Annotated in this window: 18 protein-coding genes and 1 tRNA gene; 8 read left to right on the top strand and 11 right to left on the bottom strand. The window is 63.4% G+C overall.

The genetic code is table 11. The features are described from left to right. Positions 1–29: 29 nt before the first annotated feature. Positions 30–599 carry an NADPH-dependent FMN reductase gene (locus NKH90_RS08180; RefSeq protein WP_352681479.1) on the bottom strand — a complete coding sequence of 190 codons (570 nt, stop codon included), beginning with the start codon at positions 597–599 and terminating at the stop codon, positions 30–32. Between the two features lie 183 nt (positions 600–782). Here NKH90_RS08180 and NKH90_RS08175 point away from each other — a divergent pair, with 183 nt between their 5' ends. Beyond that, positions 783–2,156 (top strand): cytochrome P450, encoded by a 1,374-nt coding sequence (locus NKH90_RS08175; RefSeq protein WP_352818634.1) that lies wholly within the window; start codon positions 783–785, stop codon positions 2,154–2,156. Between the two features lie 6 nt (positions 2,157–2,162). Here NKH90_RS08175 and NKH90_RS08170 read toward each other — a convergent pair whose 3' ends face one another. Further along, positions 2,163–3,137, bottom strand: coding sequence for a complex I NDUFA9 subunit family protein (locus NKH90_RS08170; RefSeq protein ID WP_352681475.1), 975 nt, complete (start codon positions 3,135–3,137; stop codon positions 2,163–2,165). Positions 3,138–3,382: 245 nt separating this feature from the next. On the opposite strand from NKH90_RS08170, the gene NKH90_RS08165 reads away from it, so the two are divergent. Next, a complete protein-coding gene (locus NKH90_RS08165; protein WP_352454720.1) occupies positions 3,383–3,655 on the top strand; it encodes a hypothetical protein in 273 nt (90 codons plus the stop codon). Positions 3,656–3,712: 57 nt separating this feature from the next. On the opposite strand, the gene NKH90_RS08160 is transcribed toward NKH90_RS08165, so the two are convergent. From NKH90_RS08160 to NKH90_RS08140, 5 genes are all read right to left on the bottom strand, one after another. Then, positions 3,713–4,714 (bottom strand): Ldh family oxidoreductase, encoded by a 1,002-nt coding sequence (locus tag NKH90_RS08160; RefSeq protein WP_352818629.1) that lies wholly within the window; start codon positions 4,712–4,714, stop codon positions 3,713–3,715. Positions 4,715–4,839: 125 nt separating this feature from the next. Further along, the gene (locus tag NKH90_RS08155; RefSeq protein ID WP_352818799.1) at positions 4,840–5,646 is read right to left on the bottom strand and encodes an ABC transporter permease; all 807 of its coding nucleotides are present in this window, start codon (positions 5,644–5,646) and stop codon (positions 4,840–4,842) included. Between the two features lie 14 nt (positions 5,647–5,660). Further along, a complete protein-coding gene (locus tag NKH90_RS08150) occupies positions 5,661–6,326 on the bottom strand; it encodes an ABC transporter permease (RefSeq protein WP_352470177.1) in 666 nt (221 codons plus the stop codon). Between the two features lie 212 nt (positions 6,327–6,538). After that, entirely contained in the window at positions 6,539–7,333 is a 795-nt protein-coding gene (locus tag NKH90_RS08145) for a transporter substrate-binding domain-containing protein (protein WP_352540383.1), read from the bottom strand. A gap of 50 nt (positions 7,334–7,383) precedes the next feature. Beyond that, positions 7,384–8,193: an ABC transporter ATP-binding protein gene (locus tag NKH90_RS08140; protein ID WP_023676274.1), complete on the bottom strand. Its 810-nt coding sequence runs from the start codon at positions 8,191–8,193 to the stop codon at positions 7,384–7,386. 218 nt (positions 8,194–8,411) lie between these two features. Between NKH90_RS08140 and NKH90_RS08135 the strand changes: the two genes are divergently transcribed. From NKH90_RS08135 to NKH90_RS08125, 3 genes are read left to right on the top strand one after another with little or no spacing between them, the layout of a single operon-like run. Then, a complete protein-coding gene (locus tag NKH90_RS08135; RefSeq protein WP_352818796.1) occupies positions 8,412–9,260 on the top strand; it encodes a dimethylarginine dimethylaminohydrolase family protein in 849 nt (282 codons plus the stop codon). Then, complete coding sequence (locus NKH90_RS08130) at positions 9,257–10,837, top strand: 5-guanidino-2-oxopentanoate decarboxylase (RefSeq protein ID WP_352818625.1); 1,581 nt, start codon at positions 9,257–9,259, stop codon at positions 10,835–10,837. The genes NKH90_RS08135 and NKH90_RS08130 overlap by 4 nt, the downstream gene beginning before the upstream one ends. 57 nt (positions 10,838–10,894) lie before the next feature. Next, positions 10,895–11,602, top strand: coding sequence for an SDR family NAD(P)-dependent oxidoreductase (locus NKH90_RS08125; protein ID WP_352818622.1), 708 nt, complete (start codon positions 10,895–10,897; stop codon positions 11,600–11,602). A gap of 107 nt (positions 11,603–11,709) precedes the next feature. Here NKH90_RS08125 and rpsA read toward each other — a convergent pair whose 3' ends face one another. The 3 genes from rpsA to aroA form a co-directional block, all read right to left on the bottom strand. Next, a complete protein-coding gene (gene rpsA / locus NKH90_RS08120) occupies positions 11,710–13,407 on the bottom strand; it encodes a 30S ribosomal protein S1 (protein ID WP_023676278.1) in 1,698 nt (565 codons plus the stop codon). Between the two features lie 204 nt (positions 13,408–13,611). Beyond that, positions 13,612–14,262, bottom strand: a complete 651-nt coding sequence (gene cmk / locus NKH90_RS08115) for a (d)CMP kinase (protein WP_352818619.1) — start codon at positions 14,260–14,262, stop codon at positions 13,612–13,614. 273 nt (positions 14,263–14,535) lie between these two features. Then, complete coding sequence (aroA, locus tag NKH90_RS08110) at positions 14,536–15,894, bottom strand: 3-phosphoshikimate 1-carboxyvinyltransferase (RefSeq protein ID WP_352818616.1); 1,359 nt, start codon at positions 15,892–15,894, stop codon at positions 14,536–14,538. Between the two features lie 194 nt (positions 15,895–16,088). Here aroA and NKH90_RS08105 point away from each other — a divergent pair, with 194 nt between their 5' ends. Together NKH90_RS08105 and NKH90_RS08100 are read left to right on the top strand one after the other, a co-directional pair. Next, positions 16,089–16,478 carry a TIGR02300 family protein gene (locus NKH90_RS08105; protein WP_023676282.1) on the top strand — a complete coding sequence of 130 codons (390 nt, stop codon included), beginning with the start codon at positions 16,089–16,091 and terminating at the stop codon, positions 16,476–16,478. 163 nt (positions 16,479–16,641) lie between these two features. After that, positions 16,642–16,717, top strand: a tRNA-Ala gene (locus tag NKH90_RS08100). A gap of 228 nt (positions 16,718–16,945) precedes the next feature. Here the strand turns inward: NKH90_RS08100 and NKH90_RS08095 are convergent. After that, on the bottom strand, positions 16,946–17,494 hold the full coding sequence (locus NKH90_RS08095) for a hypothetical protein (RefSeq protein ID WP_352469899.1): 549 nt from the start codon (positions 17,492–17,494) through the stop codon (positions 16,946–16,948). Positions 17,495–17,538: 44 nt separating this feature from the next. Here NKH90_RS08095 and NKH90_RS08090 point away from each other — a divergent pair, with 44 nt between their 5' ends. Further along, positions 17,539–23,250, top strand: a complete 5,712-nt coding sequence (locus tag NKH90_RS08090) for a HAMP domain-containing protein (protein WP_352818793.1) — start codon at positions 17,539–17,541, stop codon at positions 23,248–23,250. Positions 23,251–23,258: the final 8 nt, after the last annotated feature.

The raw sequence follows: 23,258 nt of genomic DNA, 5'->3' as shown, positions 1-23,258 counted from the left end.
GGCATCGGCCAGTTCGGCCGTTCGCGTTGTTAGCTGGCGCGCATCGGCCTCAGCGCTTCGCTCCAGCGGAACAGCTCGTCCAGCATGGTCCTGGCCCCGCCGAGCACCTGCTCGCTGGGCAGGAAGGCGCCGGTCTCGTCGAGCAGCTTCTGGTACATCGGCAGCGCCACGCCTTCCGGAATCGGCATGACACCGACGGCGGTCAGCAACGGTTTGACCGCCTGCGCCGCTCGCAAACCGCCGGAGACACCGCCGTAGCTGAGGATGGCGGCCGGCTTGTATCGCCATTCCCTGAGCAGGTAGTCGACCGCGTTGACGATCGCGGGAGCGGTGAAATAATTGTACTCCGGCGCCACGAAGACGAATGCGTCGGCTGCGTCGATTGCTTTCGACCAGGCTTTCGTGTGGCTGTTTTCGTATTTGCCGAGTCTCGGATGATGCGGCTCGTCCAGCACCGGCAGGTTGAATGCGGCGATGTCAGTGAGCACCGGCTCGAATTTGCCATGCTCGCGCGCAAAGCTCTCCAGCCACTTTGCGAAAGCGGGTCCGGCGCGGCCCGGCCGCGTGCTGCCGATGATGACGTTCAACTGGTGCTTCAAGGCAGGCTCCCGCCGGTTCTGACATCTGTGGTGCTGCCACCTAAGACACGCAGCCGGACACAGCAAGCAGGCACTTTCCGGTGCCCGGGTCACATTCCAGAGAGCGGATGCATCACCTTGTCGTCCGGTCACATGGACGCCTGCCTTGCCCGCCACTACATTGAGGTGTCAGCGGAGCAAGCCATGGACAGTCAGCCCGTCCCCTTCGTCCCGCCGGCGCCGAAGCCGCGCACCGCGCCGCCTTCAACGCTGGAGATGATCCGCATCGTCTACCGCAATCCGCTCGAACTGTGGGGTGAGGCGACCTACAACGAGCCCTGGATTTCGGTGAACGGCGTCGGGGGACCGCTGGTCATCGCCAACGATCCCGGCCTCATCCGCCATGTGCTTGTCGACAACGCCAAGAACTACAAGATGGCCACGGTGCGCCAGTTGATCCTGCGGCCGATCTTGCGCGACGGGCTGCTGACCGCCGAGGGCGAAGTGTGGCGGCGTTCGCGCAAGGCGATGGCGCCGGTGTTCACGCCGCGCCACATCTTCGGCTTCGCCGAGCCGATGCTGAAACGCACGCTCGAATTCGTCACCCGTTACGAGCAAGGTGGCACGTCGGATATCGCCCACGACATGACGCTGCTCACCTTCGACATCCTGGCCGAGACACTGTTTTCGGGCGAGATATCGGGCGAGCCCGGCAGCTTCGCCAAGGAGATCGACCGCCTGTTCGAGACGATGGGCCGGGTCGATCCGCTCGACCTTTTGCGTGCGCCCGACTGGCTGCCGCGCCTGACCCGCATCCGCGGCCGCAAGACCATGGCCTACTTCCGCAAGATCGTCACCGACACGGTGCAGATGCGCGAGGCGCGGCTGAGGCGCGCTCCGGACACCGTGCCGCAGGATTTTCTCACGCTGCTGTTGAAGGCGGAGGGACCGGGCGGGCTGACCCGGGCCGAGGTCGAGGACAACATCATCACCTTCATCGGTGCCGGCCACGAGACTACGGCCAGGGCGCTCGGCTGGACGCTCTACTGCCTTGCCGAAGCGCCGTGGGAGCGCGAAAAGATCGAGCACGAGATCGATGCGGTGTTGGCGCGTGAGCCCGATCCGACGAAATGGCTCGACGCCATGCCGCTCACCCACGCCGCCTTCGACGAGGCGCTCAGGCTCTATCCGCCGGCGCCGTCGATCAACCGCGAACCGATCGAGCCCGAAACCTGGAACGGCCTCTACATACCGCGACGTGCCGCGGTGCTGGTGATGCCGTGGGTCGTCCACCGCCATCGGAAATTGTGGGACCGGCCGGACGCTTTCATGCCGGAACGCTTCCATCCGGGAAACCGCGAAAAGATCGATCGTTTCCAGTATTTGCCGTTCGGCGCCGGCCCCCGCGTCTGCATCGGCGCCAGCTTCGCCATGCAGGAGGCAATCATCGCGTTGGCGATCATGCTGTCGCGCTACCGTTTCGACGCCACCGCGGAAACCCGCCCCTGGCCGGTGCAGAAGCTGACGACGCAGCCGCAAGGCGGCCTGCCGATGCAGGTCACCCGGCGCGCCTCGTAGGGCGTATTATGCGGCGGACTTGCGTTGGAACTGGCCGGCGGCGCGGTAGCGCCAGAGATAGCTGGGCAGGATGGTTCCGATCGACCGTGGCTGGATCCCGAGGCCGGCGAGCGTCCTGTTGTCCTTGACGGCGGCTTCCGACACGACATTGTGCTGGCGCAACAGCAGGACCTGGTCCTTGGTCAACAACGGATTGGGCAACAGCCCGAGAATTGATGCCTGGAGGTTCGCCAGCCACCATGGCACGGGCAGCAAAAACCGCTTGCGTTCGATGATGATAAGCAGCTGTTGCATGCATTCCTTGAAGGTAAGCACTTGCGGCCCGCCGAGTTCATATATCCGGCCGCCCTGGACCTTGCCGTCGACCGAATGCGCCACCGCTTCGGCGACGTCGCCGACATAGACCGGCTGGAATCTCGTCTGCCCGCCGCCGATCAGCGGCAGCACCGGGGAAAAGCGGGCCATGTTGGCAAAGCGGTTGAAGAAACCGTCCTCCGGCCCGAAATTGATCGATGGCCGCAAGATCACGGCGTCTTGGACCGTCTCCAGAACGGCCTTTTCGCCGAGCGCCTTGGTACGCGCGTAGTCCGATTGCGCGTGGAGATCCGCTCCCAGAGCCGAGATGTGGGTGAGGCCGGCGCCGACGGCGCGCGCCGCTTCAGCGACGGCGCGCGCGCCGAATTCGTGGACGGCAGTGAATTTCTGCCGGCCGGCCTCATGCGCGATCGCAACCAGATTGACGACATGGTCCGCGCCTTGCACGGCGCGGTCGACCGACCAGCGCACCCGGACATTGGCCTGCACCGGCTGGATCTGCCCGACATTGCCGAGCGGCTGCAGGTGGCCGGCGAGATCGGGCCGACGGCAGGCAACCCGGATGCGGTAGCCGCGCTTGGCCAGCGCCCGCACGACATGACGACCGACAAAGCCGGAGCCGCCGAACACGACGACGAGCTTTGGGGTCTGCAGGATTTCGGTCATGGCTGGCTCCGGCGGGCTATCCAGATGGTTTGGTTTGAAGCCGTTTCATAGTCGGTTTCGCGCCAAAGGCAAAGGGTGACCATCGGTCGGCCGGCATTGTTGAAGCATGATTTCCAGTATCCGTTGGAAACGGCAGAAAACCCGCCGACGCCGGGCTTTAGGGTAACTCCATTCGGGACAGGAACCTTTGTTCCGGCCGGCGATTTTAGGATGTATGGTTTGATTCCGAATGGAGGATATTGGCGATGACGACAAAACGCGTTGCGATCTTCGCTCTGGCTTTCGCAACAGGCTGCAGCATTGGTGCCTCGGCATTCGCGGCAAACCGGCATCACCACCAAGCTCAACCCGAACGCTACGTTCCGGCCAACGGCAACATCATCGACATTCTGTTCGGTGGCCCGCGCTACTATGACAACCACCTGTTCACGACGGCCGCCGAACCCTGCTCCTACAACAGGGTAGGGCCGGACGCGAATGCGGCGAACGTCATCAACGATCATTATTGCGGGAAGTAGGCTCGCGCTGCCGGATCGGCAGGCGTTCTCAGCCGCTCATCGGACAAACGAATTTCTTCAGGACGAATAGCGGGCGGCGAATTCGGAAATGCGCTGCACCACGGCTTTCGGCGCGCTTATGCCGCGCGCCGCCGCCTTCTCCGCGGCCTCGGTCCGGGCACGCCCCGGCACATGCACGCCATAGCGCCGCCGCAGCCGGTCGAGTTGATCCTTCATCCGCTTTTCGAAGTCCGGATCGAGCAGCTTGGGCTCGACGGCAAGCACGAACAGGCCGGTCCCCGGACTGTCCGGCCCGCCGCTGAACCATGGCGCATCGAGCGACCAGTTGGCGCCCGACAGGCCCGCAGCCAGCACCTCGACCATCAGCGCGATGTTGGCGCCGCGCTGGCCGCCGAAGGCAAGCATGGCGCCCTTCATTGCAGCTGCCGGGTCCGTGGTCGGATTGCCGCTCGCATCCAGTGCCCAGCCTTCGGGTATCTTCTTGCCGTCCTCGGCCGCCTTGCGGATGTTGACGAAGGCGGTGGCGCTCGACGATTGGTCGATGACCAGCGCCGCCGCGTCCGCGGCGGGTGCCGCAAAGGACATCGGGTTGGTGCAGTAGACCGGCTTGACCGAGCCCGAGCCGGCAAGCACGGCCGGGCCGTTGGTGGCGGCGAACGACACCAATCCCTGCGCGGCCAGCCTTCCGGTGAAATAGCCGAGCGCGCCGCACGTATAGGCATTCTTCTGCGAAAAAATCGCGACGCCGAACAGCCGCGCCGCCTTGGCGAGTTCATCGATCGTGCGGTCGAAACCGGTATGCGCCAGTCCGCCGCGCGCATCGGAGAGATAGACCGCGAGCGCCGGCCTGGTGATCACCGGATCGGCGTTGCCGTCGATGCGGCCGGCTTCCAGCGCTTCGAGATAATCGATGAAGTGCGACAGCCCAACGGTCGACAGTCCTTCCGCCTCGGCCGCGACGATCGAGGCAGCCAGCGACTGCGCCGCCTCTTCGTTGGCGCCAGCGCCAAGTGCGGCCATCCGGCACAGCCCTGTCGCCTGGTCGAGACTGAGTTGCATTGTGATTGCCATGGATATCTGAGGGAATGGGTGAATGGTGAATAGTGAATGGTGAGTGGGGACTTAGCCGGTAACATAGGGGCTACGCACTACTGACTATTCACCATTCACTATTCACTATTCACCTAACCAACCTTGTTCGGAATCCGCGCCTCGATCTTGCCCAGGGTGAAGACGAGGATGCCGGTGATCGCCATATAGATCAACGCCAGGAGCAGCAAGGGTTCATAGGTGAGGTAGGTATCCTGACGCACCTTTGAAGAGACGGCGAATATGTCGATCACGCTGATGGTCGCCACCAGCGGCGTCGATTTCAGCTGCAGCACGATTTCGCCCGTCAGTGTCGGCAGCGCGCGGTAGAAGGCCTGCGGCAGCCAGATTCGCCGGAAAATCCTCCAGCGGCTCATGCCGAAGGCGCGGGCGGCTTCCAATTGGCCTTTCGGTACGCCGGCAAAAGCGCCTCGCATCACCTCGCCCTCATAGCCGGCGAAGGACAGCGTCAGCCCGAGCACGCCATAGGGCCATGCCTGCCTCAGATAGGGCCACATCCAGGACTCGCGAATCCATGGATATTGTGGAAACAGCGAGCCCAGCCCGTAATAGAGCAACCAGAGCTGCAGCAGCAGCGGCGTTCCCCTGATGACCGTGCAGAAGGCCTTGGCGGGCGCCGCGAACCAGAAAGAGCCTGCGGCTTGTGCCAGTCCGAGCGGCATGGCGAGCAGGAAGCCCAGCGTGCAGGTGACGGCAAGAATCCACAGCGCGCGCCAGATGCCGAGCAATCCCATCCCGTAATATTTCGGCAGCCAGTCCCAGCGCATGAAGACGGCCGCCGCCAAAACCAGCCCCAGCGCGATCAGGATCAGCGCGGTACGATGCGGCTTCAGCCACAGCGAAGCGCGTGCGGCTATCTCGACGGCCGCTTCGCCAGTCATCGCCGGGTCAGCCATCACCGGGCCTCCTTGAGCGACGGCATGCCGCGGCGGGCCCATGTCTCGATGCGGCCGATGATCAGATTCGAAACCAGCGTCAACAGAAGGTAGATCGCGCCGGCGGCGATAAAGAATGTCAGATAGGCTTTGGTCACGCCGGCCGCCTGCCGTGTCGCCAATGTCAGCTCGAAAAAGCCGACGACCGCCAGCAGGGCTGTGTCCTTGGTGGCGATCAGCCAGAGATTGGCAAGGCCGGGTATGGCGAACGGCAGCATCGCCGGCAGCGTGATGCGCCGCAGCAGCAGGCCGGGAGACATGCCATAGGCGCGCGCGGCTTCGATCTGGCCCTGCGGAATGGCGAGGATCGCGCCGCGGATCACCTCGGTCGAATAGGCGCCCTGGACGAAGCCGAGCACGGCAATGCCGGCCGCCAGCCCGCTAATGTCCATACGCTGATAGCCCGTTGCCGTCAGCATCTGATTGATCAGGTCGGTGCCGGCGTAATAGAGCAGAAGGATCAGCACCAGCTCCGGCACGGCGCGCACGACGGTCGTATAGACTGCCAGGAGATCGCGCACCACCGGACCACCATACAGCTTGCCGGAGGCGCCGCCGATGCCGATCAAAAGGCCGAGACAGGTGGCGCCGACCGCAATCTCGATCGTATGGAGCAGCCCGACGATGAGCGTTCCACCCCAGCCCGGCGGCACGGGCGAGAGAAGCGCGATGGCAGAGGCGGCCCAAGCCGGAACAAATGCGTCGATCAGCGTCGCCCTCGAATTGCTGGCGCTAAAACCGCCGGCGATTTCCGCCCGCGGAAGCTCGCGTCGATGGATTTCGACCAACCACGCGGCTCTATCGGGGCCGCGTGGTTAATCGCTCATGGATGAGGCCGTCAGTTCGACTGCGTGTCGGAGCCGTAAATATCAAAGTCGAAGTACTTCTTCGAAATCTCGTCATATTTGCCGTTGGCGCGGATGGCCTTGATACCGGCGTTGATCTTTTCCTTCAACTCGGTGTCTTCCTTGCGGACGCCGGCGCCGACGCCGGGTCCGAGAATGGCCAGATCCGGCGCGACCATGCCTTTCAGATCGCAGCATTGCTTGCCCTGGTCCGATTTCAGGAAGGCGTCGAGGGCGATGGAATCGGCCTGCACCGCGTCGACCCGGCCGGCGGCAAGATCCTGGTTGGCCTCGTCCTGGGTCTGGTATTCCTTGATTTCCGCCGCGTCAGCGAAGTGCTTCTTGGCGTAGTCGGCGTGTACGGTCGAGACCTGGACGCCGATGATCTTGCCCTTGAGGTCCTCCGGTGTCGAGCCGAACTTCTGGTCCTTCGGCCCGATGATCGCAGTCGGGGTGTTGTAATATTTGTCGGAGAAGTCGATCGTCTTCTTGCGTTCGTCGGTGATCGACATCGAGCTGGCGATGACGTCGATCTTCTTGGTCGTCAACGCCGGGATGATGCCGTCCCAGGCGACCGGCGTGATGACGCAGTCGAGCTTCTCTTCGGTGCAGACAGCGTCGATGAATTCGATTTCCCAACCGACCCATTTGCCGGAAGCATCCGGCGAGGTGAACGGCGGATAGGGCTCGGCAGCGACACCGATCTTGACCGGATCGGCCTTGGCCACGCCCACGGCGGCAACGCCAAGCAGCAGCGCTGCCGCAAAGGTCTTGAGAATAATCTTCATCGTCATGACTCCCAGTTTGTTGTTGTTCCCGGTTTTCGTCCGCCCACGGTTTAACTGATGTTGCGGATGAACTGCTTCAGCCTTTCGGATTTTGGTGCGCCGAAGATCTGTTCCGGCGGCCCTTCTTCCTCGACCAGCCCGTTGTGGAGGTAGACGACATGCGTCGCGACCTCGCGGGCAAACTTCATCTCATGGGTGACCAGCACCATGGTGCGGCCTTCGCGCGCCAGGTCGCCGATCACCTTCAGCACCTCGCCGACGAGTTCCGGGTCGAGCGCCGAAGTCGGCTCATCGAACAGCATGACGCGCGGATTGATGGCCAGCGCCCTGGCGATCGCGGCGCGCTGCTGTTGGCCGCCCGACAGATAGGCAGGATAGACGTCGCGTTTTTCGGCCAGGCCAACGCGGGCGAGCAATTTTTCCGCCTCGCCGATCGCCACATCGCGCTTGACGCCGAGCACATGTACGGGAACCTCGATGACGTTCTCGATCAACGTCATGTGGCTCCACAGATTGAAGTTCTGGAAGACCATGCCAAGCTTGGAGCGGATGCGTTCGATCTGCTTGCGGTCTGCGGGCACGGTGTGGCCGTAGCTGTCGGCCTTCAGCTTTATCTCTTCGCCATTGACCCGGATAATGCCGCTGGTCGGGTTCTCCAGGCAGTTGATGCAGCGCAGCAGCGTCGATTTGCCCGAGCCGCTGCCGCCAATGATGGCGATCACCTCGCCATCGCGCGCCGACAGCGAAACGCCCTTCAATACATGCAGCTTGCCGAAATTCTTGTGCAGGTTCTCGACGTGGATGGCTTCGGCGGCGCCGTTCTGCGCCGTATGCTTCAGGGCGGTGGCCGGCGCTGTCATCGTCGCGGTGCCCCGCGGAGCAGCCGAGGCAGTCCTTGCTGGAATTTTTTACCCATTACCCGTCACTGGACAGCGTTCCGATTCTCAAGATGGACCGTTCCGCTTGTCTCCGTCAACCGCAGTTTTTTGGACCATTGATCACCGCCTGCCGAGTGGCTATTGGCAGGAGGGGCGCGTTTCAGGAGAATTTAGTGGGCAAAGCATACGGGTCGCAGTCGATGGCCGGGACGCTGCAGCGCGTGCTGATGCGCTCCGCTGCCGGCGCCATGCGTCGGGCCGAAGCGCTGGAGTGGCACTATGGCCCAGGCTTCGATCCGCAAAAAGCGGCGGTCCAGCATGATGCGCTGGCCAGGCTGATTTCGGCCTCAGGCGCTGAGATCGAATGGCTGAGTGACGCCGACGACGGGCTTGCCGATTCGGTTTTTACCCACGATCCCTCGCTGATGACCGATCATGGCGCGGTCATCCTTGCCATGGGCAAGGCGCTGCGCCGGCCCGAGCCCAGCCTCCACGAGGCAGCCTATGGGCGCATGGGCATCCCCATCCTCGGCCGTATCGAGGCTCCCGGCCAGGTCGAGGGCGGCGACTGCGTGTGGGTGGATGCAAACACGCTGGCCATCGGCCGCGGCGTGCGCACCAATCAGCACGGCATCCAGCAGCTCTCCAACCTGCTTTCGCCCAAGGGCATCCAGGTCTATGGCTTCGACCTGCCGCTCTGGCAAGGCGAGGAGGCCTGCCTGCACCTGATGTCGGTGATCAGCCCGCTCGCCGACGATCTGGCGCTGGTCTATGCGCCCCTCCTGCCGGTCGCCTTCCATCAGATGCTGCGCGAACGTGGCATTCGGCTGGTCGACGGCGATGCCGACGAATTCTTCGCCTCGAATGGGCTCAGCCTCAATGTCCTGCCGACCGCGCCGCGCCAGGTTATCGCCGTTGCCGGTTTTCCGAAGACGGGGGCTGCCATGCAGGGCGCTGGCTGTACGGTCTCGACATTCGAGGCCGATGCGCTGTGCATTGCCTGCGAGGGCGGCCCGACCTGCCTCACACGCCCGGTGCTAAGACAATGACGACCATCGGCGAAGCGCTCATCACCTTGCTCGAAGCGCACGGCGTCGACACCGTCTTCGGCATTCCCGGCGTACACACGGTCGAGCTCTATCGCGGGCTTGCGCGATCGAAGATCCGTCACGTCACGCCGCGCCACGAGCAGGGCGCCGGCTTCATGGCTGACGGCTATGCGCGCGCCAGCGGCAGGCCGGGTATCGTCTTCGTCATCACCGGGCCGGGGCTGACCAACACCATCACCGCCATGGGTCAGGCGCGCGCCGATTCGGTGCCGATGCTGGTAATCTCGGGCGTCAACGCCACACCGACGCTGGGCAAAGGCCTTGGCCATCTGCATGAACTGCCGGACCAGCGCGGCATGATGGAGAAGGTGGCGCTGTTTTCGCACCGTGTCACCGAGGCCGGCGAACTGCCCGGCGTGCTCGCCCGCGCCTTTGCGCTGTTCTCATCCGCGCGTCCGGGTCCGGTGCATATTGAGATCCCGACCGATGTCATGACCATGCCGGCCAACGGCATCGTGCCGCTGCTGCGGAATTCAGCGCCGCCCGAGCCGGATGTAGTGGCGATTGCAGAGGCGGCAAGGCTGTGCGCGTCTGCCCGCCGGCCGCTTATCCTCGCCGGAGGCGGCGCCAAGGCCGCCGAAGCGCCGTTGCAGCACCTGGCCGAGAGGCTGGGAGCGCCGGTCGTCCAGACCGCTAATGCGCGCGGCCTGCTCTATCGTCATCCACTTGGCGTGCCGGCCAGCCCCAGCCTGAAGGCGTTGCGTGCGCTGATCGCCGATGCCGACCTGGTCATTGCCGCTGGCACCGAATTCGGTCCGACCGACTATGATGGCTATGGCGACGGCGGTTTTGTCCTGCCTGCCAATCTGATCCGCATCGACATCGGCGCCGACCAGCTTGCCCGCCGGCCGGCCCGGATTTCGATCCAGGCCGATTGCGGTGCAGCGCTCAAGGCGCTGCGTGCCGAACTCGGCACGGGCCAGGCGCAATCGGTCGACGGCGCCGCTCGCGCCGCCGCGACGCGGCAAGCGGCCTTTGCCGAGATCGGCCCGGCTATGCAGGCGCAACTGCACGCCGTCGAGACGATCCGCGATGCGCTGCCTGGCGCGATCATCGTCGGCGATTCGACCCAGCCGGTCTACGCCGCCAACCTTTATTACGATCATGACCGACCGGGCGGCTGGTTCAACGCGGCCACCGGCTTCGGCGCGCTCGGCTATGGCCCGCCGGCGGCGATCGGTGCCGTCCTTGCCAGGCCTGAGGCGCCGGTCGTTTGCCTCACCGGCGACGGCGGCTTCCAGTTCACCCTGCCGGAACTCGGCGCCGCGCTCGACGCGGCGGCGCCGGTGATCTTCGCCGTCTGGAACAATCGTGGCTACCGCGAGATCGAAACCTCGATGCTTGACGTCGGCGTCGAGCCGGTCGGCGTCTCCCCGGCACCGCCGGATTTCTGCAAATTGGCCGAAGCCTACGGCATTGCCGCCGAGCGGATTTCCGGCACTGGCGGCTTGGCGGACGCGCTTGGGCGCGCGCGGGCGACTGGACGACCTTACGTCATCGAGATTTCGGTTGAGTGATCGCGCGAAAGGCGCGACCTTCCGCATCGGCGGCGCGCAATGACGGAGCGGTCGAATATGACGGAAACACTGGACGGCAGACATATCGTGGTAACCGGCGGCACCGGTGCCCTTGGCGGCGCGGTCGTAGGAAAACTGCTGGAGCAGGGCGCGGTCTGCCATGTGCCCAATGCCCACGCTGCCGCGCCTGCGCATTTTCCCTTTCCGGCGCATGACCGCGTCAGGCTGGCGCACAATGTCGATCTTGCCGACCCTGCCAAGGTCGACGCCTTCTATGCCAGCGTTCCAGATTTATGGGCATCGGTGCATCTTGCCGGCGGCTTCACCGCGGCGCCGGTCGAGAAGATCGAACCCGCCTCCTTCGCCGAGATGATGGACACCAATGCCCGCACCACCTTCCTGTGCTGCCGCGCGGCGATACGCTCGATGCTGGGATCTTCCGTGCCGGGCCGCATCGTCAATGTCACCGCGCGAGCCGGGCTCGATCCGCGGCGCGGCTCCGGCAAGGTGGCCTACGCCGCCGCCAAGGCGGCAGTCGCCGCGATGACCGTGGCGATGGCCGAAGAGCTGAAGGGCAACGGCATTCTGGTCAATGCCGTGGCGCCTTCGACGCTCGACACGCCGGCCAACCGGGCTGACATGCCGAACGCAGATTTCAGCAGATGGGTCAGCCTTGAAGCGGCGGCGGAGGCCATTGCCTACCTTGCCTCGCCGGCCAACATGGCGATCAGCGGCACGCTGGTGCCACTCTACGGCCGGGCCTGAGCCTGCGGTCCGTTCGCAAGCAAAGGGTCACAAGCAAAAGCCCCGCCGGATCGTTCCGGCGGGGCTTTTTGTTTTGTTTTATAACCCGCGCGAGGCGCGGTGTTGGCTTAGCTGCCCTGCTTCTTCAGCGCGGCACCCAAAATATCGCCCAGCGAAGCGCCGGAATCGGTTGAGCCGTACTGAGCGACCGCTTCCTTCTCTTCGGCGATTTCCAGCGCCTTGATCGAGACCTGCAGCTTGCGGGTCTTCTTGTCGAAGGCGATGACGCGGGCGTCGACTTTCTGGCCGACGGTGAAGCGCTCGGGGCGCTGCTCGTCGCGGTCACGGCTGAGATCGGAGCGCTTGATGAAGGTCTCGATGCCGCTGTCGACCAGCCGCACTTCCAGACCGCCGTCCTTCACGCCGATAACCTCGCAGGTGACGACTGCGTTCTTGCGCAGTTCGCCTGACGTCGCTGCTTCGCCGACCGTATCCTTGGCCAGCTGCTTGATGCCGAGCGAGATGCGTTCCTTGTCTATGTCGACGTCGAGCACCTGCGCCTTGACCATGTCGCCGCGATTGTACTCCTCGATCACCTGCTCGCCCGGACGGGTCCAGTCGAGGTCGGAAAGGTGGACCATGCCGTCGACGTCGCCTTCGAGGCCGATGAACAGGCCGAACTCGGTCTTGTTCTTAACCTCGCCCTCAACCTGGCTTCCGACCGGATGGCTGCGCGCGAAGGCCTCCCACGGGTTCTCCAGCGTCTGCTTGAGGCCGAGCGAGATGCGGCGCTTGGCCGGATCGACTTCGAGCACCACCACGTCGACTTCCTGCGTCGTCGACAGGATCTTGCCGGGATGCACGTTCTTCTTGGTCCACGACATTTCCGAAACGTGGATGAGGCCTTCGATGCCCGGCTCCAGCTCGACGAACGCGCCGTAGTCGGTGATGTTGGTGACGGTACCCTTGATCTTCTTGCCGATCGGGAACTTGGTGCCGATCTCGGACCACGGATCGCTCTCGAGCTGCTTCATGCCGAGCGAGATGCGGTGGGTTTCCTGGTTGATGCGGATGATCTGCACCTTGACCGTCTGGCCGATATTGAGGATTTCGGTCGGATGATTGACGCGGCGCCATGCCATGTCGGTGACGTGCAGCAGGCCGTCGATGCCGCCGAGGTCGACGAACGCACCATAGTCGGTGATGTTCTTGACGACGCCTTCGACCACCTGGCCTTCTTCGAGATTCTGCACGATTTCCGAACGCTGTTCGGCGCGGCTCTCCTCGAGCACGGTGCGGCGCGACACCACGATGTTGCCGCGGCGGCGATCCATCTTGAGGATCTCGAAGGGCTGCGGGTTGTGCATCAGCGGCGAGACGTCGCGGATCGGGCGGATATCGACCTGGCTGCGCGGCAGGAAGGCCACGGCACCGTCGAGGTCGACGGTGAAGCCGCCCTTGACCTGGTTGAAGATGACGCCTTCGACGCGTTCGCCCTTGGTGAACTTCTCTTCGAGACGGACCCAGCTCTCTTCGCGGCGGGCCTTTTCGCGCGACAGCATGGCTTCGCCAAGCGCGTTCTCGATACGCTCGACATAGACCTCGACCGTGTCGCCGACCTTGAGCGTCGTGTCCTTGCCCTTGACGCCGAATTCCTTCAGCGGCACGCGGCCTTCGACCTTGAGGCCAACGTCGATGATGGCCATGTCCTTTTCAATGGCAGTGATGATGCCCTTGACGACCTGGCCTTCGCCGGAATGGCCGGCGGAAAATGATTCTTCGAGCAGGCTCGCGAAATCATCGCGAGTGGGATTTGCAACTGACATAGTTTCTCCTGGAATGCCCCGCAATCTGTCGCGGGGCGGGCGCCGTGGGTTAGCGTTGCGTTGGCCTGCCGGCGTTCCGGGCAAAAAGCCCTTGGCCGCCCTTGAGCGGCAATTCCGGCGCATGAAGAATGCTGACAGGCTGGTTCATGCCCGATATGGAATTCTTTTTGTCGCCGGCAATCGGCGGCGGCAGGAAAACCCGGCTCAGGCTTTGTTTCTCTTGGCCAGGACGTCGTCGATGATCGCCCGAGCTGCCAGAAACGCGGCTTCTATAGCCATTTCCGACGTGTCGAGCAAGTGCGCGTCTGCGGCCGGCTTCAAGGGCGAGTCCATGCGGCCCATGTCGCGCTCGTCGCGGCGCACGATATCGGCAAGGATTTCGTCGAAATTGGCAGTGCCGCCGATGCTCTCGATTTCATCCAGCCGCCGCTTTGCCCGCACCTCGGCACTGGCCGTGACATAGAGTTTTACGTCGGCATCGGGACAGACGACGGTGCCGATGTCGCGGCCGTCGAGCACCGCGCCAGGCGGTGTTTTTGCAAACTCGCGCTGTTTCTCGACCAGGATGCGCCGCACCGACGGGATGACGGCAACTTTCGAGGCGGCCTCGCCGACCGCATGCGCCGACAGCACCGCCCGGTCGAGCTTTGCCAGGTCGACCTGGCGCGCGGCGGTTTCGGCGGCCGAGACATTGTCAAGCGGCAGGCCAAGCCGAAGCAGCGCATGCGCCACTGCGCGGTAGGTAAGGCCGGTATCGAGCAGGTTCAGCCGGTAATGGTCGGCGAGCCGTCGGGCGAGGGTGCCTTTGCCGGCGCCGGCAGGGCCGTCGATGGCGATGGTGAAGGTTGGGGTCATTGGACGCCCACCGGAATCGAAAAGCGCAATGATCCAGATAGGCGTGGCGATCCTTCGCGCCCCCCTCTGTCCTGTCGGACATCTCCCCCACTTAGGGGGAGATCGGCGGCCATCGCGGCTTTCGCCAATTGTCTACGTCGCAGGATTGAGCGGAGCGCCGAAGCTGCCAATCTCCCTCCTTGTGGGGGAGATGTCCGGCAGGACAGAGGGGGGCGCTGTCCCGCCGACGTTCCAGTTTGGCCCCAACCCCCAAGGCTATTGATTGCCATCAAGCTACTCGATCTCCGCCCCAAGCCCCTTCATCAGCCCCATAAATTCCGGAAAGCTCGTTGCGATCATCGCCTGATCGTCGATGGTCACCGGCTTTTCCGTTGCCAGCCCCATCACCAGAAAGCTCATGGCGATGCGGTGGTCGAGATGGGTCTGGACGATGGTGCCCTGTCCGTTGGGATGCTGGCCGAGGCCCTTGCCGCCGGGTTTTCCGCGCACGACAAGCGAGGCCTCGCCTTCGCTGCAATCGACGCCGTTGAGCTTCAGCCCGTTGGCGACCGCCGACAGCCGGTCGGATTCCTTCACGCGCAGCTCTTCAAGCCCCAGCATCAGCGTTTCGCCCTCGGCGAAGCTCGCCGCCACGGCAAGCACCGGATACTCGTCGATCATCGTCGGGGCCCGTTCCGGCGGTACGGTGACGCCTTTCAGCTCGGAGTAACGCACGCGCAGGTCGGCGACGTCTTCGCCGCCTTCATTGCGACGCTCGAGAATGTCGATCCGGGCGCCCATTTCCTGCAGCGTCAGCAGAAGGCCTGTGCGGGTCGGGTTCATCAGCACGCTTTCGATTGTAATGTCCGAACCCGGCACGATCAGCGCCGCCACCAGCGGAAAGCCGGCCGAGGAGGGGTCGCCAGGCACCGCGATCGTCTGCCCCGTGAGCTTGCCCTGGCCTTCGAGGAAAATGTGGCGCACGCCGCGCTCGTCGGTCTCGACCGACAGATTGGCGCCGAACCCCTTGAGCATCTTTTCGGTGTGGTCGCGCGTCATAACCGGCTCGATGACGGTGGTGATGCCCGGCGTGTTCAGCCCAGCCAGCAGCACCGCCGACTTGACCTGTGCCGATGCCATCGGCACGCGGTAGGTGATCGGCGCGGCGTGCTTGGGCCCATGCAGCGTGATCGGCATGCGGTCGCCGGGCGTCGCCTTCAGCACCTGCACGCCCATCTGGCGGAGCGGCTCGAGCACCCGGCCCATCGGCCGGCCGGACAGCGAGGCGTCGCCGATGAAGGTGGTTTCCATGTCATAGGTGCCGACCAGGCCCATGGTGAGGCGTGAGCCGGTGCCGGCATTGCCGAAATCGAGCGGGCCTTCCGGCTGCAGCAGCGCGCCGTTGCCGGTACCGCGGATCACCCACTCAGCGCCATGCTTCTCGATATGGGCGCCCATGGCCTTCATGGCAGCGCCCGTACGCATCACATCCTCGCCTTCCAGCAGCCCGGTGATGCGGGTTTCGCCGGAGGCCAGGCCACCGAACATGAACGAGCGGTGCGAGATCGACTTGTCGCCCGGCACCCGTGCCGCGCCTGAAAGGCCAGATGATTTGCGGGCGGTGGCCTGCTTCGGGGCGGCAGTGTGCGACATGGTTCTTTCCTGGAAACGCCGGCGGCCGGCCATTTTCTGCTGGTTTGCGGGGTCTCCTATCATGGCGTACCGAAATGGTCATCCCCTTGGTATGAAGGCCTTCGAATTCAAGCTTTTTGGGACGCCGGCTTTTCGCTTTGACAGCGCCGTAAACTCTGGTTAAGGGGACCAAACTTTCATCGACGAGGCTTGCTGTGGCAAAACCCGAACTTGGCACCAAACGCATCGACCCGGAGACAGGTCGAAAATTCTATGACTTGAACAAGGACCCGATCGTCTCGCCTTACACGGGCAAGAGCTATCCGCGCTCCTATTTCGAAGAAGGCAAGATCGCCGCCCTCGAGGAGGAAGAGGAAGTTGCCGAGAAGGAAGTGGACGCCGAGGAGGAAGAGGGCGTCGAGGTCGTCTCGCTCGAAGAGGCGGACGAGGACGCGAAGGCCGACGAGCTTCCCGATCTCGGCGATGACGAAGACGACGTTGACCTTGGCGATGACGAGGATGACACGTTCCTCGCCGACGAGGAGGAAGAAGACGACGACGTTGCCGACATGATCGGCGTCGGCGAAGACGACGACGAAGTCTGAGCGAACCGCATTCGCCGGCTTTCGCGGCGCTGCTTAGAAAAAGCGGTTCTTGAAGGCTTGATATTGACTGAAGGCGGGGTTAGAAGCCGCCTTCACTAACGGCGCGGTCTAGAACCCGCGCCGGATGTCTTCGCCGGAAACGGCGCCGGTGAACTGCCGGAGTGGGGCCATAGCTCAGTTGGGAGAGCGCTTGAATGGCATTCAAGAGGTCGTCGGTTCGATTCCGATTGGCTCCACCAGTTCTCTCCGCGAAAATCAGCAGAACGGCCGCCCCGCCCGCCGGGCTGGCCGCCGCCTATCGCAGAACCTAGCTGAGACTAGTTAATCGGCCGCCCGGCTTGGGCTCGCCGATCCATTCAGAAGTAATGAGCCCGTGCCCGGTCTCTGCATATTTCTGGCTGTGGTTTGAACCGCGAGCACCGGTCTGGACCAGGCCGCGGGCTGAATGACCGCTGCGCAAAACTCCGTTACTTGTTGCAGTTCTGCATATCCGACGTCATAGCGCCGCTGGGTGTGTTGTTGTCGGTATCGCTGCCCGCCGTATCCTTGCAGCGATCCTCCATACCGTTTGTCTGCGGCGTGGTAGCGTTCGTTGCGTTCGGATCGATTGTGTTCGGGGTAGTTGCGCTGCCGGTCCCGGTGTTGCCGCCGGAAGTGCCTGTGTTGACGCCGGTATTGCCATCGGCGCTACCGGTCCCGGAGCCCATGGATTGTGCCATGGCAGATGTGGCCAGGCCGATAGCAAGTAGGGATGCAGAGAGAATTTTCATCATCTTAGTGTCTCCATCGAGTTGCATCGCTGGATCGCGATCTATACCAACGAGAGTTTTTTCGAGATGTTCCGTTGGGCAGAAATATTGATCGATACAATCATTATGGATCTTTGTTGCTCGTCGTTTCGTGAATGCGGCTGCGAAATTCCTGCCGCATAGCGGCAATTTCGTCTGGAACCAAATCGAGCATGCCGCGTTCTTGCGCTTGCGGGGAGTTGTGTCGGCCGCAGGGGACAGTTTCACCAGGACATTCAAGAAATCCGTGAGCTGGGAGGGGCGCTGTGAGCGTGCTTGCATCCACAAGGCAATTGGACCGTCGTCAAATACTGAACGCGCTGAAGGTTTTTCGGAGCGGTGATTTCTCCGTTCGTATCGACAATGTCTACGCCGGCCTTGATTCCGAGATCGCCGACACCTTCAACGAAATCGTAGAACTCAACGATCAGGTCACGCGCGAGTTCGAACGCCTCAGCAAGGTCGTCGGCAAGGATGGCCGGATCGGCGAACGCGGCCGTGTCCGCAACGCCACCGGCAGTTGGGAATCGAGCGTCCGTTCCGTCAACGATCTGATCGAGGACATGGTTCAGCCGACGGCCGAAGTGGCGCGCGTCATCGGCGCGGTGGCCAAGGGTGACCTGTCGCAGACGATGATGGTCGAAATCGACGGCCGGCAGCTGCGCGGCGAGTTTCTGCGCATCGGCAAGATCGTCAACACCATGGTCGGGCAACTGGCCTCCTTCGCCTCGGAAGTGACGCGCGTGGCGCGCGAGGTCGGCACCGAAGGCAAGCTGGGCGGCCAGGCTCGCGTGAAAGGTGTGGCCGGAACCTGGAAGGACCTGACCGACAACGTCAACGCCATGGCGACGAACCTGACCGGGCAGGTGCGCAACATCGCCGAGGTGACGACCGCCGTCGCTTCCGGCGACCTGTCGAAGAAGATTACCGTCGACGTGAAAGGCGAAATCCTCGAACTCAAGAACACCATCAACACGATGGTCGACCAGCTCAATTCCTTCGCCTCGGAAGTGACGCGCGTCGCGCGCGAAGTCGGTACAGAAGGCAAGCTCGGCGGTCAGGCGCGCGTCGAAGGTGTCGGCGGCACCTGGAAGGACCTGACCGACAACGTGAACCTGATGGCCGAAAATCTGACAGGCCAGGTGCGCAATATCGCCGAGGTGACCACGGCCGTGGCGCTTGGCGACCTGTCGAAGAAAATCACGGTCGACGTCAAGGGCGAGATCCTCGAACTGAAATCGACCATCAACACCATGGTCGACCAGCTGAACTCATTTGCCGGCGAAGTGACGCGTGTCGCCCGCGAGGTCGGCACCGAGGGCAAGCTCGGCGGCCAGGCTCAGGTGCGCGGCGTCGCCGGCACCTGGAAGGACTTGACCGACAACGTCAATTCGATGGCCGAGAACCTGACCGGCCAGGTCCGCAACATCGCCGAGGTGACGACTGCGGTCGCTTCGGGCGACTTGTCGAAGAAGATCACCGTCGCCGTGCAGGGCGAAATCCTCGAGCTCAAGGACACCATCAACACGATGGTCGACCAGCTCAATTCCTTCGCCTCGGAAGTGACGCGTGTGGCGCGCGAGGTCGGAACCGAAGGCAAGCTCGGCGGCCAGGCCGAGGTGAAGGGCGTCGGCGGCACCTGGAAGGACCTGACCGATAACGTCAACCTGATGGCCGCCAACCTGACCGGCCAGGTCCGCAACATCGCCGAGGTGACGACCGCCGTTGCCCGCGGCGACCTGTCGAAGAAGATCACCGTCGACGTCAAGGGCGAAATCCTCGAGCTCAAGGACACCGTCAACACGATGGTCGATCAGCTCAATTCCTTCGCCTCGGAAGTGACGCGTGTGGCGCGCGAAGTGGGGTCGGAGGGCAAGCTCGGCGGTCAGGCGCATGTCGAGGGCGTCGGCGGCACCTGGAAAGATTTGACCGACAACGTCAATGCCATGGCCGGCAATCTGACCGTGCAATTACGCGACGTCTCCAAGGTAGCAACCGCGATTGCGACCGGCGACCTGACCCAGAAGATCACCGTCGATGCATTGGGCGAGATCCTGCAGATCAAGGACGTCATCAATACGATGGTCGACCAGCTGAATTCCTTCGCCTCCGAGGTGACGCGCGTGGCGCGCGAAGTCGGTTCGGACGGCAAGCTCGGCGGCCAGGCGCAGGTGCGCGGCGTCGCCGGCACCTGGAAAGACCTGACCGACAACGTCAATGCGATGGCCGCCAATCTGACCGGCCAGGTGCGCAACATCGCCGAGGTGACGACGGCAGTGGCGCTGGGCGACCTGTCGAAGAAGATCACCGTCGATGTGCGCGGCGAGATCCTCGAGCTGAAGGACACCATCAATACGATGGTCGACCAGCTGAATTCCTTTGCCTCGGAGGTGACGCGCGTGGCGCGCGAGGTCGGCACCGAAGGCAAGCTCGGCGGCCAGGCGCAGGTGCGCGGCGTTGCCGGCACCTGGAAGGATCTGACCGACAATGTGAATTCGATGGCCGAGAACCTGACCGGCCAGGTCCGCAACATCGCCGAGGTGACCACCGCTGTGGCGCGCGGCGACCTGTCGAAGAAGATCACCGTCGACGTCAAGGGCGAGATCCTGGAGCTGAAATCGACGATCAACACCATGGTCGACCAGCTGAACTCCTTTGCCGGCGAAGTGACGCGTGTCGCCCGCGAGGTCGGCACCGAGGGCAAGCTCGGCGGCCAGGCGCGGGTCGAGGGCGTCGCCGGCACCTGGAAGGACCTGACCGACAACGTCAATCTGATGGCGACGAACCTGACCAACCAGGTGCGCGGCATCGCCGATGTCGTGACCGCGGTCGCGCAAGGCAATCTCAAGCGCAAGCTGACGGTCGATGCCAAGGGCGAGATCGCCTCGCTCGCCGACACCATCAACGGCATGATCGAGACGCTGGCGACCTTCGCCGACCAGGTGACCAACGTCGCCCGCGAAGTGGGCATCGAAGGCAAGCTCGGCGGCCAGGCCCGGGTGCCCGGCGCTGCCGGCCTTTGGCGCGACCTGACCGACAACGTCAATCAGCTCGCGGCCAACCTGACCACCCAGGTGCGCGCCATCGCCGAGGTGTCGACGGCGGTGACCAAGGGCGATCTGACCCGCTCGATCAGCGTCCAGGCCTCCGGCGAGGTGGCGGCGCTGAAAGACAACATCAACGAGATGATCCGCAATCTGAAGGACCAGACGCTGAAGAATGCCGAGCAGGACTGGCTGAAGACCAATCTCGCCCGCTTCTCGCGCATGCTGCAGGGCGAGCGTGACCTGGCCACGGTCTCGCGCCTCATCATGTCCGAACTCGCCCCGCTGGTGAATGCGCAATATGGCGTGTTCTATGTGACCAACCGCGACGAGGATGAATTCTATCTGGAGCTCGCCGCCTCCTATGGCGCCGAAAGCAAGGCGGAAATCAAGCAACGCCTCGATCTGCGTGAAGGGCTTGTCGGGCAGAGTGCCGCCGACAAGCGCGCCATCATGCTGGACAATGTGCCGCCGAATTTCCTGCGCGTTACCTCCGGCCTTGGCAATGCCGCGCCGGCGAACGTGATCATTCTTCCGGCTCTGTTCGAGGACGAGGTGAAGGCCGTCATCGAACTCGCCTCGTTCAGCGAATTCCGCGACACGCACCAGTCCTTCCTCAACCAGCTGATGGAATCCGTCGGCATCGTTCTCAACACCATCGCCGCCACCATGCGTACCGAAGGCCTGCTCAAGCAGTCGCAGCTGCTGACCTCGGAATTGCAGGCGCGTCAGACCGAACTGACCAAGAAGCAGGAGGAGCTGCACGCCACCAACGAGGAGCTGCAGGAAAAGGCGCAGCTGCTCGAGAACGAAAAGAAGCAGGTGGAGAACAAGAACCTGGAAATCGAGATGGCGCGGCGGGCGCTGGAGGAGAAGGCCGAGCAGCTGGCGCTTACCTCGAAATACAAGTCGGAATTCCTCGCCAATATGAGCCACGAACTGCGCACGCCGCTGAACTCGCTGCTCATCCTTTCAAACCTGCTCGCAACCAATCAGCAGGGCAATCTCAACGACAAGCAGGTCGAGTTCGCGCGCACCATCAATTCGGCCGGCACCGACCTTTTGAGCCTGATCAACGACATCCTCGACCTGTCGAAGATCGAATCGGGCACCGTCTCGATCGACATCAACGACATGCCGGTGGTGCATCTTCGCCAGCACATGGAGCGAACCTTCCGGCAACTGGCGACCGACAAGGGACTTGGCTTCACCATCAACGTCGATCCCGAGCTTCCGGAGACCGTCCGCACCGACGAGAAGCGATTGCAGCAAATCGTGCTCAACCTTTTGTCGAACGCGTTCAAGTTCACCTCGCAAGGCGAGGTCCGCTTGAATTTCCGGGCCGAAAAGGCGGGCCGTCACAACGGTTCGGCGCAACCCATGGAGGCGCTCGCGATCGTCGTCAGCGATACCGGCATCGGTATTCCGCAGGACAAGCAGAAGCTGATCTTCGAAGCCTTCCAGCAGGCCGACGGCACCACAAGCCGCAAATATGGCGGCACTGGGCTTGGGCTTTCGATCAGCCGGGAGATTGCCCGGCTGCTTGGCGGCGAATTGAGGGTCGAGAGCACGCCGGGCAAGGGTTCGACGTTCACTCTGGTCATTCCATTCGACGGACCCCGGATGGCCTTGGCCCCGCAAGCGGCGTTGCTGCCGGCGATGGAGGTGGCCGCGACGACGGTGCAGCCGAGCCCGCCGTCCTCCGAATTGCTCGATGACCGCGACACGATCTCGTCGGAAGATCGGGTCGTGCTGATCGTCGAGGACGACCCGACCTTCGGCGGTTTGCTGCTCGGCCTTGCACGTTCGGCCGGGCTGAAAGGCGTCCTGTCGACCGCGGGCTCCGGCACGCTGGCTTTGGCACGCAAGCTGGTTCCCGACGCGATTACGCTCGATCTCGGACTGTCGGATATCGACGGCTGGGTGCTGTTCGATCTGCTTCGCCATGACCCGAAAACCAAGGACATTCCCGTTCATGTCATCTCGGGCGCCGAAGACATCGAGGTGCTTGCCCGCAAGGGTGCATCCAGCATTTCAACCAAGCCCGTATCGTCGGACGAACTGATGAAGGTCTTCCAGGATATTCATTCCAGAAAGCTCCGCGTCCAGAGCCGCGTCCTGATTGCCGATCCCGATCCCGAGCGCCGCCTTTCGCTGATCGAGGCGATCCGCGACGGCGTCACCTCGGTCACCGCGATCGGCCGCGTCGCCGCGAATGCGGACGATATCGGCATCGCCAACTATGATGCCGTTGTGCTCGGCTTTGGCCGCTCGGCCAAGGACAACGCCCAGATGCTGGATGAGATTGCCGTCCTGTTCGGACAGTCGGTGTCGCGGCTGCTGTTCTTTGCGCCTCATCCGGAAGCGCTGCAACAGTCGCTCGCCTTGCATCCGGCATTGGCGGACGTTCCGCGGGCGGAGAATTTCGCGCAGCTGGCTCTCCTGATATCCGCGACGCTCCCGGGGCGAGGCCACGACAACAATAGTGCGGCAGCCGAACAGCCGGACAAGTTCGACCTCGCCGGCGCAAAGGTCCTCATCGTCGACGACGACATCCGCAACATCTATTCACTCACCAGCGTTCTCGAGACCTATGACATCCAGGTGCTGCATGCGGAGCGTGGCCGGGAAGGTATCGCGCTTCTGGAGCAGAGCCCGGACATCGATGCGGCACTGATCGATATCATGATGCCGGAAATGGATGGCTACGAGACGATGCGGCAGATCCGCAGCATGCCGGCGATCGCCCATATCCCGTTGATCTCGGTCACAGCCAAGGCAATGAAGGGCGACCGGCAGAAGTGCCTCGACGCCGGCGCCTCCGACTACATCGCCAAGCCTGTCGACCTTGATCTGCTGCTGGCATTGCTGCGTGTCTGGATCGGCCGTTCGCGATCCCGTGTTCATGGTCCGGAAAAGACGCTCATGGCAGTGAACTGACGGCCGCT

Origin of the sequence: Mesorhizobium sp. M0898 (assembly GCF_040319695.1) — a bacterium.
Classification (GTDB): Bacteria; Pseudomonadota; Alphaproteobacteria; order Rhizobiales; family Rhizobiaceae; genus Mesorhizobium.
This window is presented reverse-complemented; position numbering and strand designations above follow the sequence as displayed.

Bases quoted from the DNA above. Each gene is read 5' to 3' on its own strand.
- NKH90_RS08160 (WP_352818629.1), bottom strand. From the start codon at position 4,714: ATGCAACTCAGTCTCGACCAGGCGACAGGGCTGTGCCGGATGGCCGCA.
- NKH90_RS08130 (WP_352818625.1), top strand. From the start codon at position 9,257: ATGACGACCATCGGCGAAGCGCTCATCACCTTGCTCGAAGCGCACGGC.
- NKH90_RS08145 (WP_352540383.1), bottom strand. From the start codon at position 7,333: ATGAAGATTATTCTCAAGACCTTTGCGGCAGCGCTGCTGCTTGGCGTT.
- NKH90_RS08170 (WP_352681475.1), bottom strand. From the start codon at position 3,137: ATGACCGAAATCCTGCAGACCCCAAAGCTCGTCGTCGTGTTCGGCGGC.
- NKH90_RS08125 (WP_352818622.1), top strand. From the start codon at position 10,895: ATGACGGAAACACTGGACGGCAGACATATCGTGGTAACCGGCGGCACC.
- aroA (WP_352818616.1), bottom strand. From the start codon at position 15,894: ATGTCGCACACTGCCGCCCCGAAGCAGGCCACCGCCCGCAAATCATCT.
- NKH90_RS08175 (WP_352818634.1), top strand. From the start codon at position 783: ATGGACAGTCAGCCCGTCCCCTTCGTCCCGCCGGCGCCGAAGCCGCGC.
- NKH90_RS08165 (WP_352454720.1), top strand. From the start codon at position 3,383: ATGACGACAAAACGCGTTGCGATCTTCGCTCTGGCTTTCGCAACAGGC.
- cmk (WP_352818619.1), bottom strand. From the start codon at position 14,262: ATGACCCCAACCTTCACCATCGCCATCGACGGCCCTGCCGGCGCCGGC.
- rpsA (WP_023676278.1), bottom strand. From the start codon at position 13,407: ATGTCAGTTGCAAATCCCACTCGCGATGATTTCGCGAGCCTGCTCGAA.
- NKH90_RS08155 (WP_352818799.1), bottom strand. From the start codon at position 5,646: ATGACTGGCGAAGCGGCCGTCGAGATAGCCGCACGCGCTTCGCTGTGG.
- NKH90_RS08135 (WP_352818796.1), top strand. From the start codon at position 8,412: ATGGCCGGGACGCTGCAGCGCGTGCTGATGCGCTCCGCTGCCGGCGCC.
- NKH90_RS08140 (WP_023676274.1), bottom strand. From the start codon at position 8,193: ATGACAGCGCCGGCCACCGCCCTGAAGCATACGGCGCAGAACGGCGCC.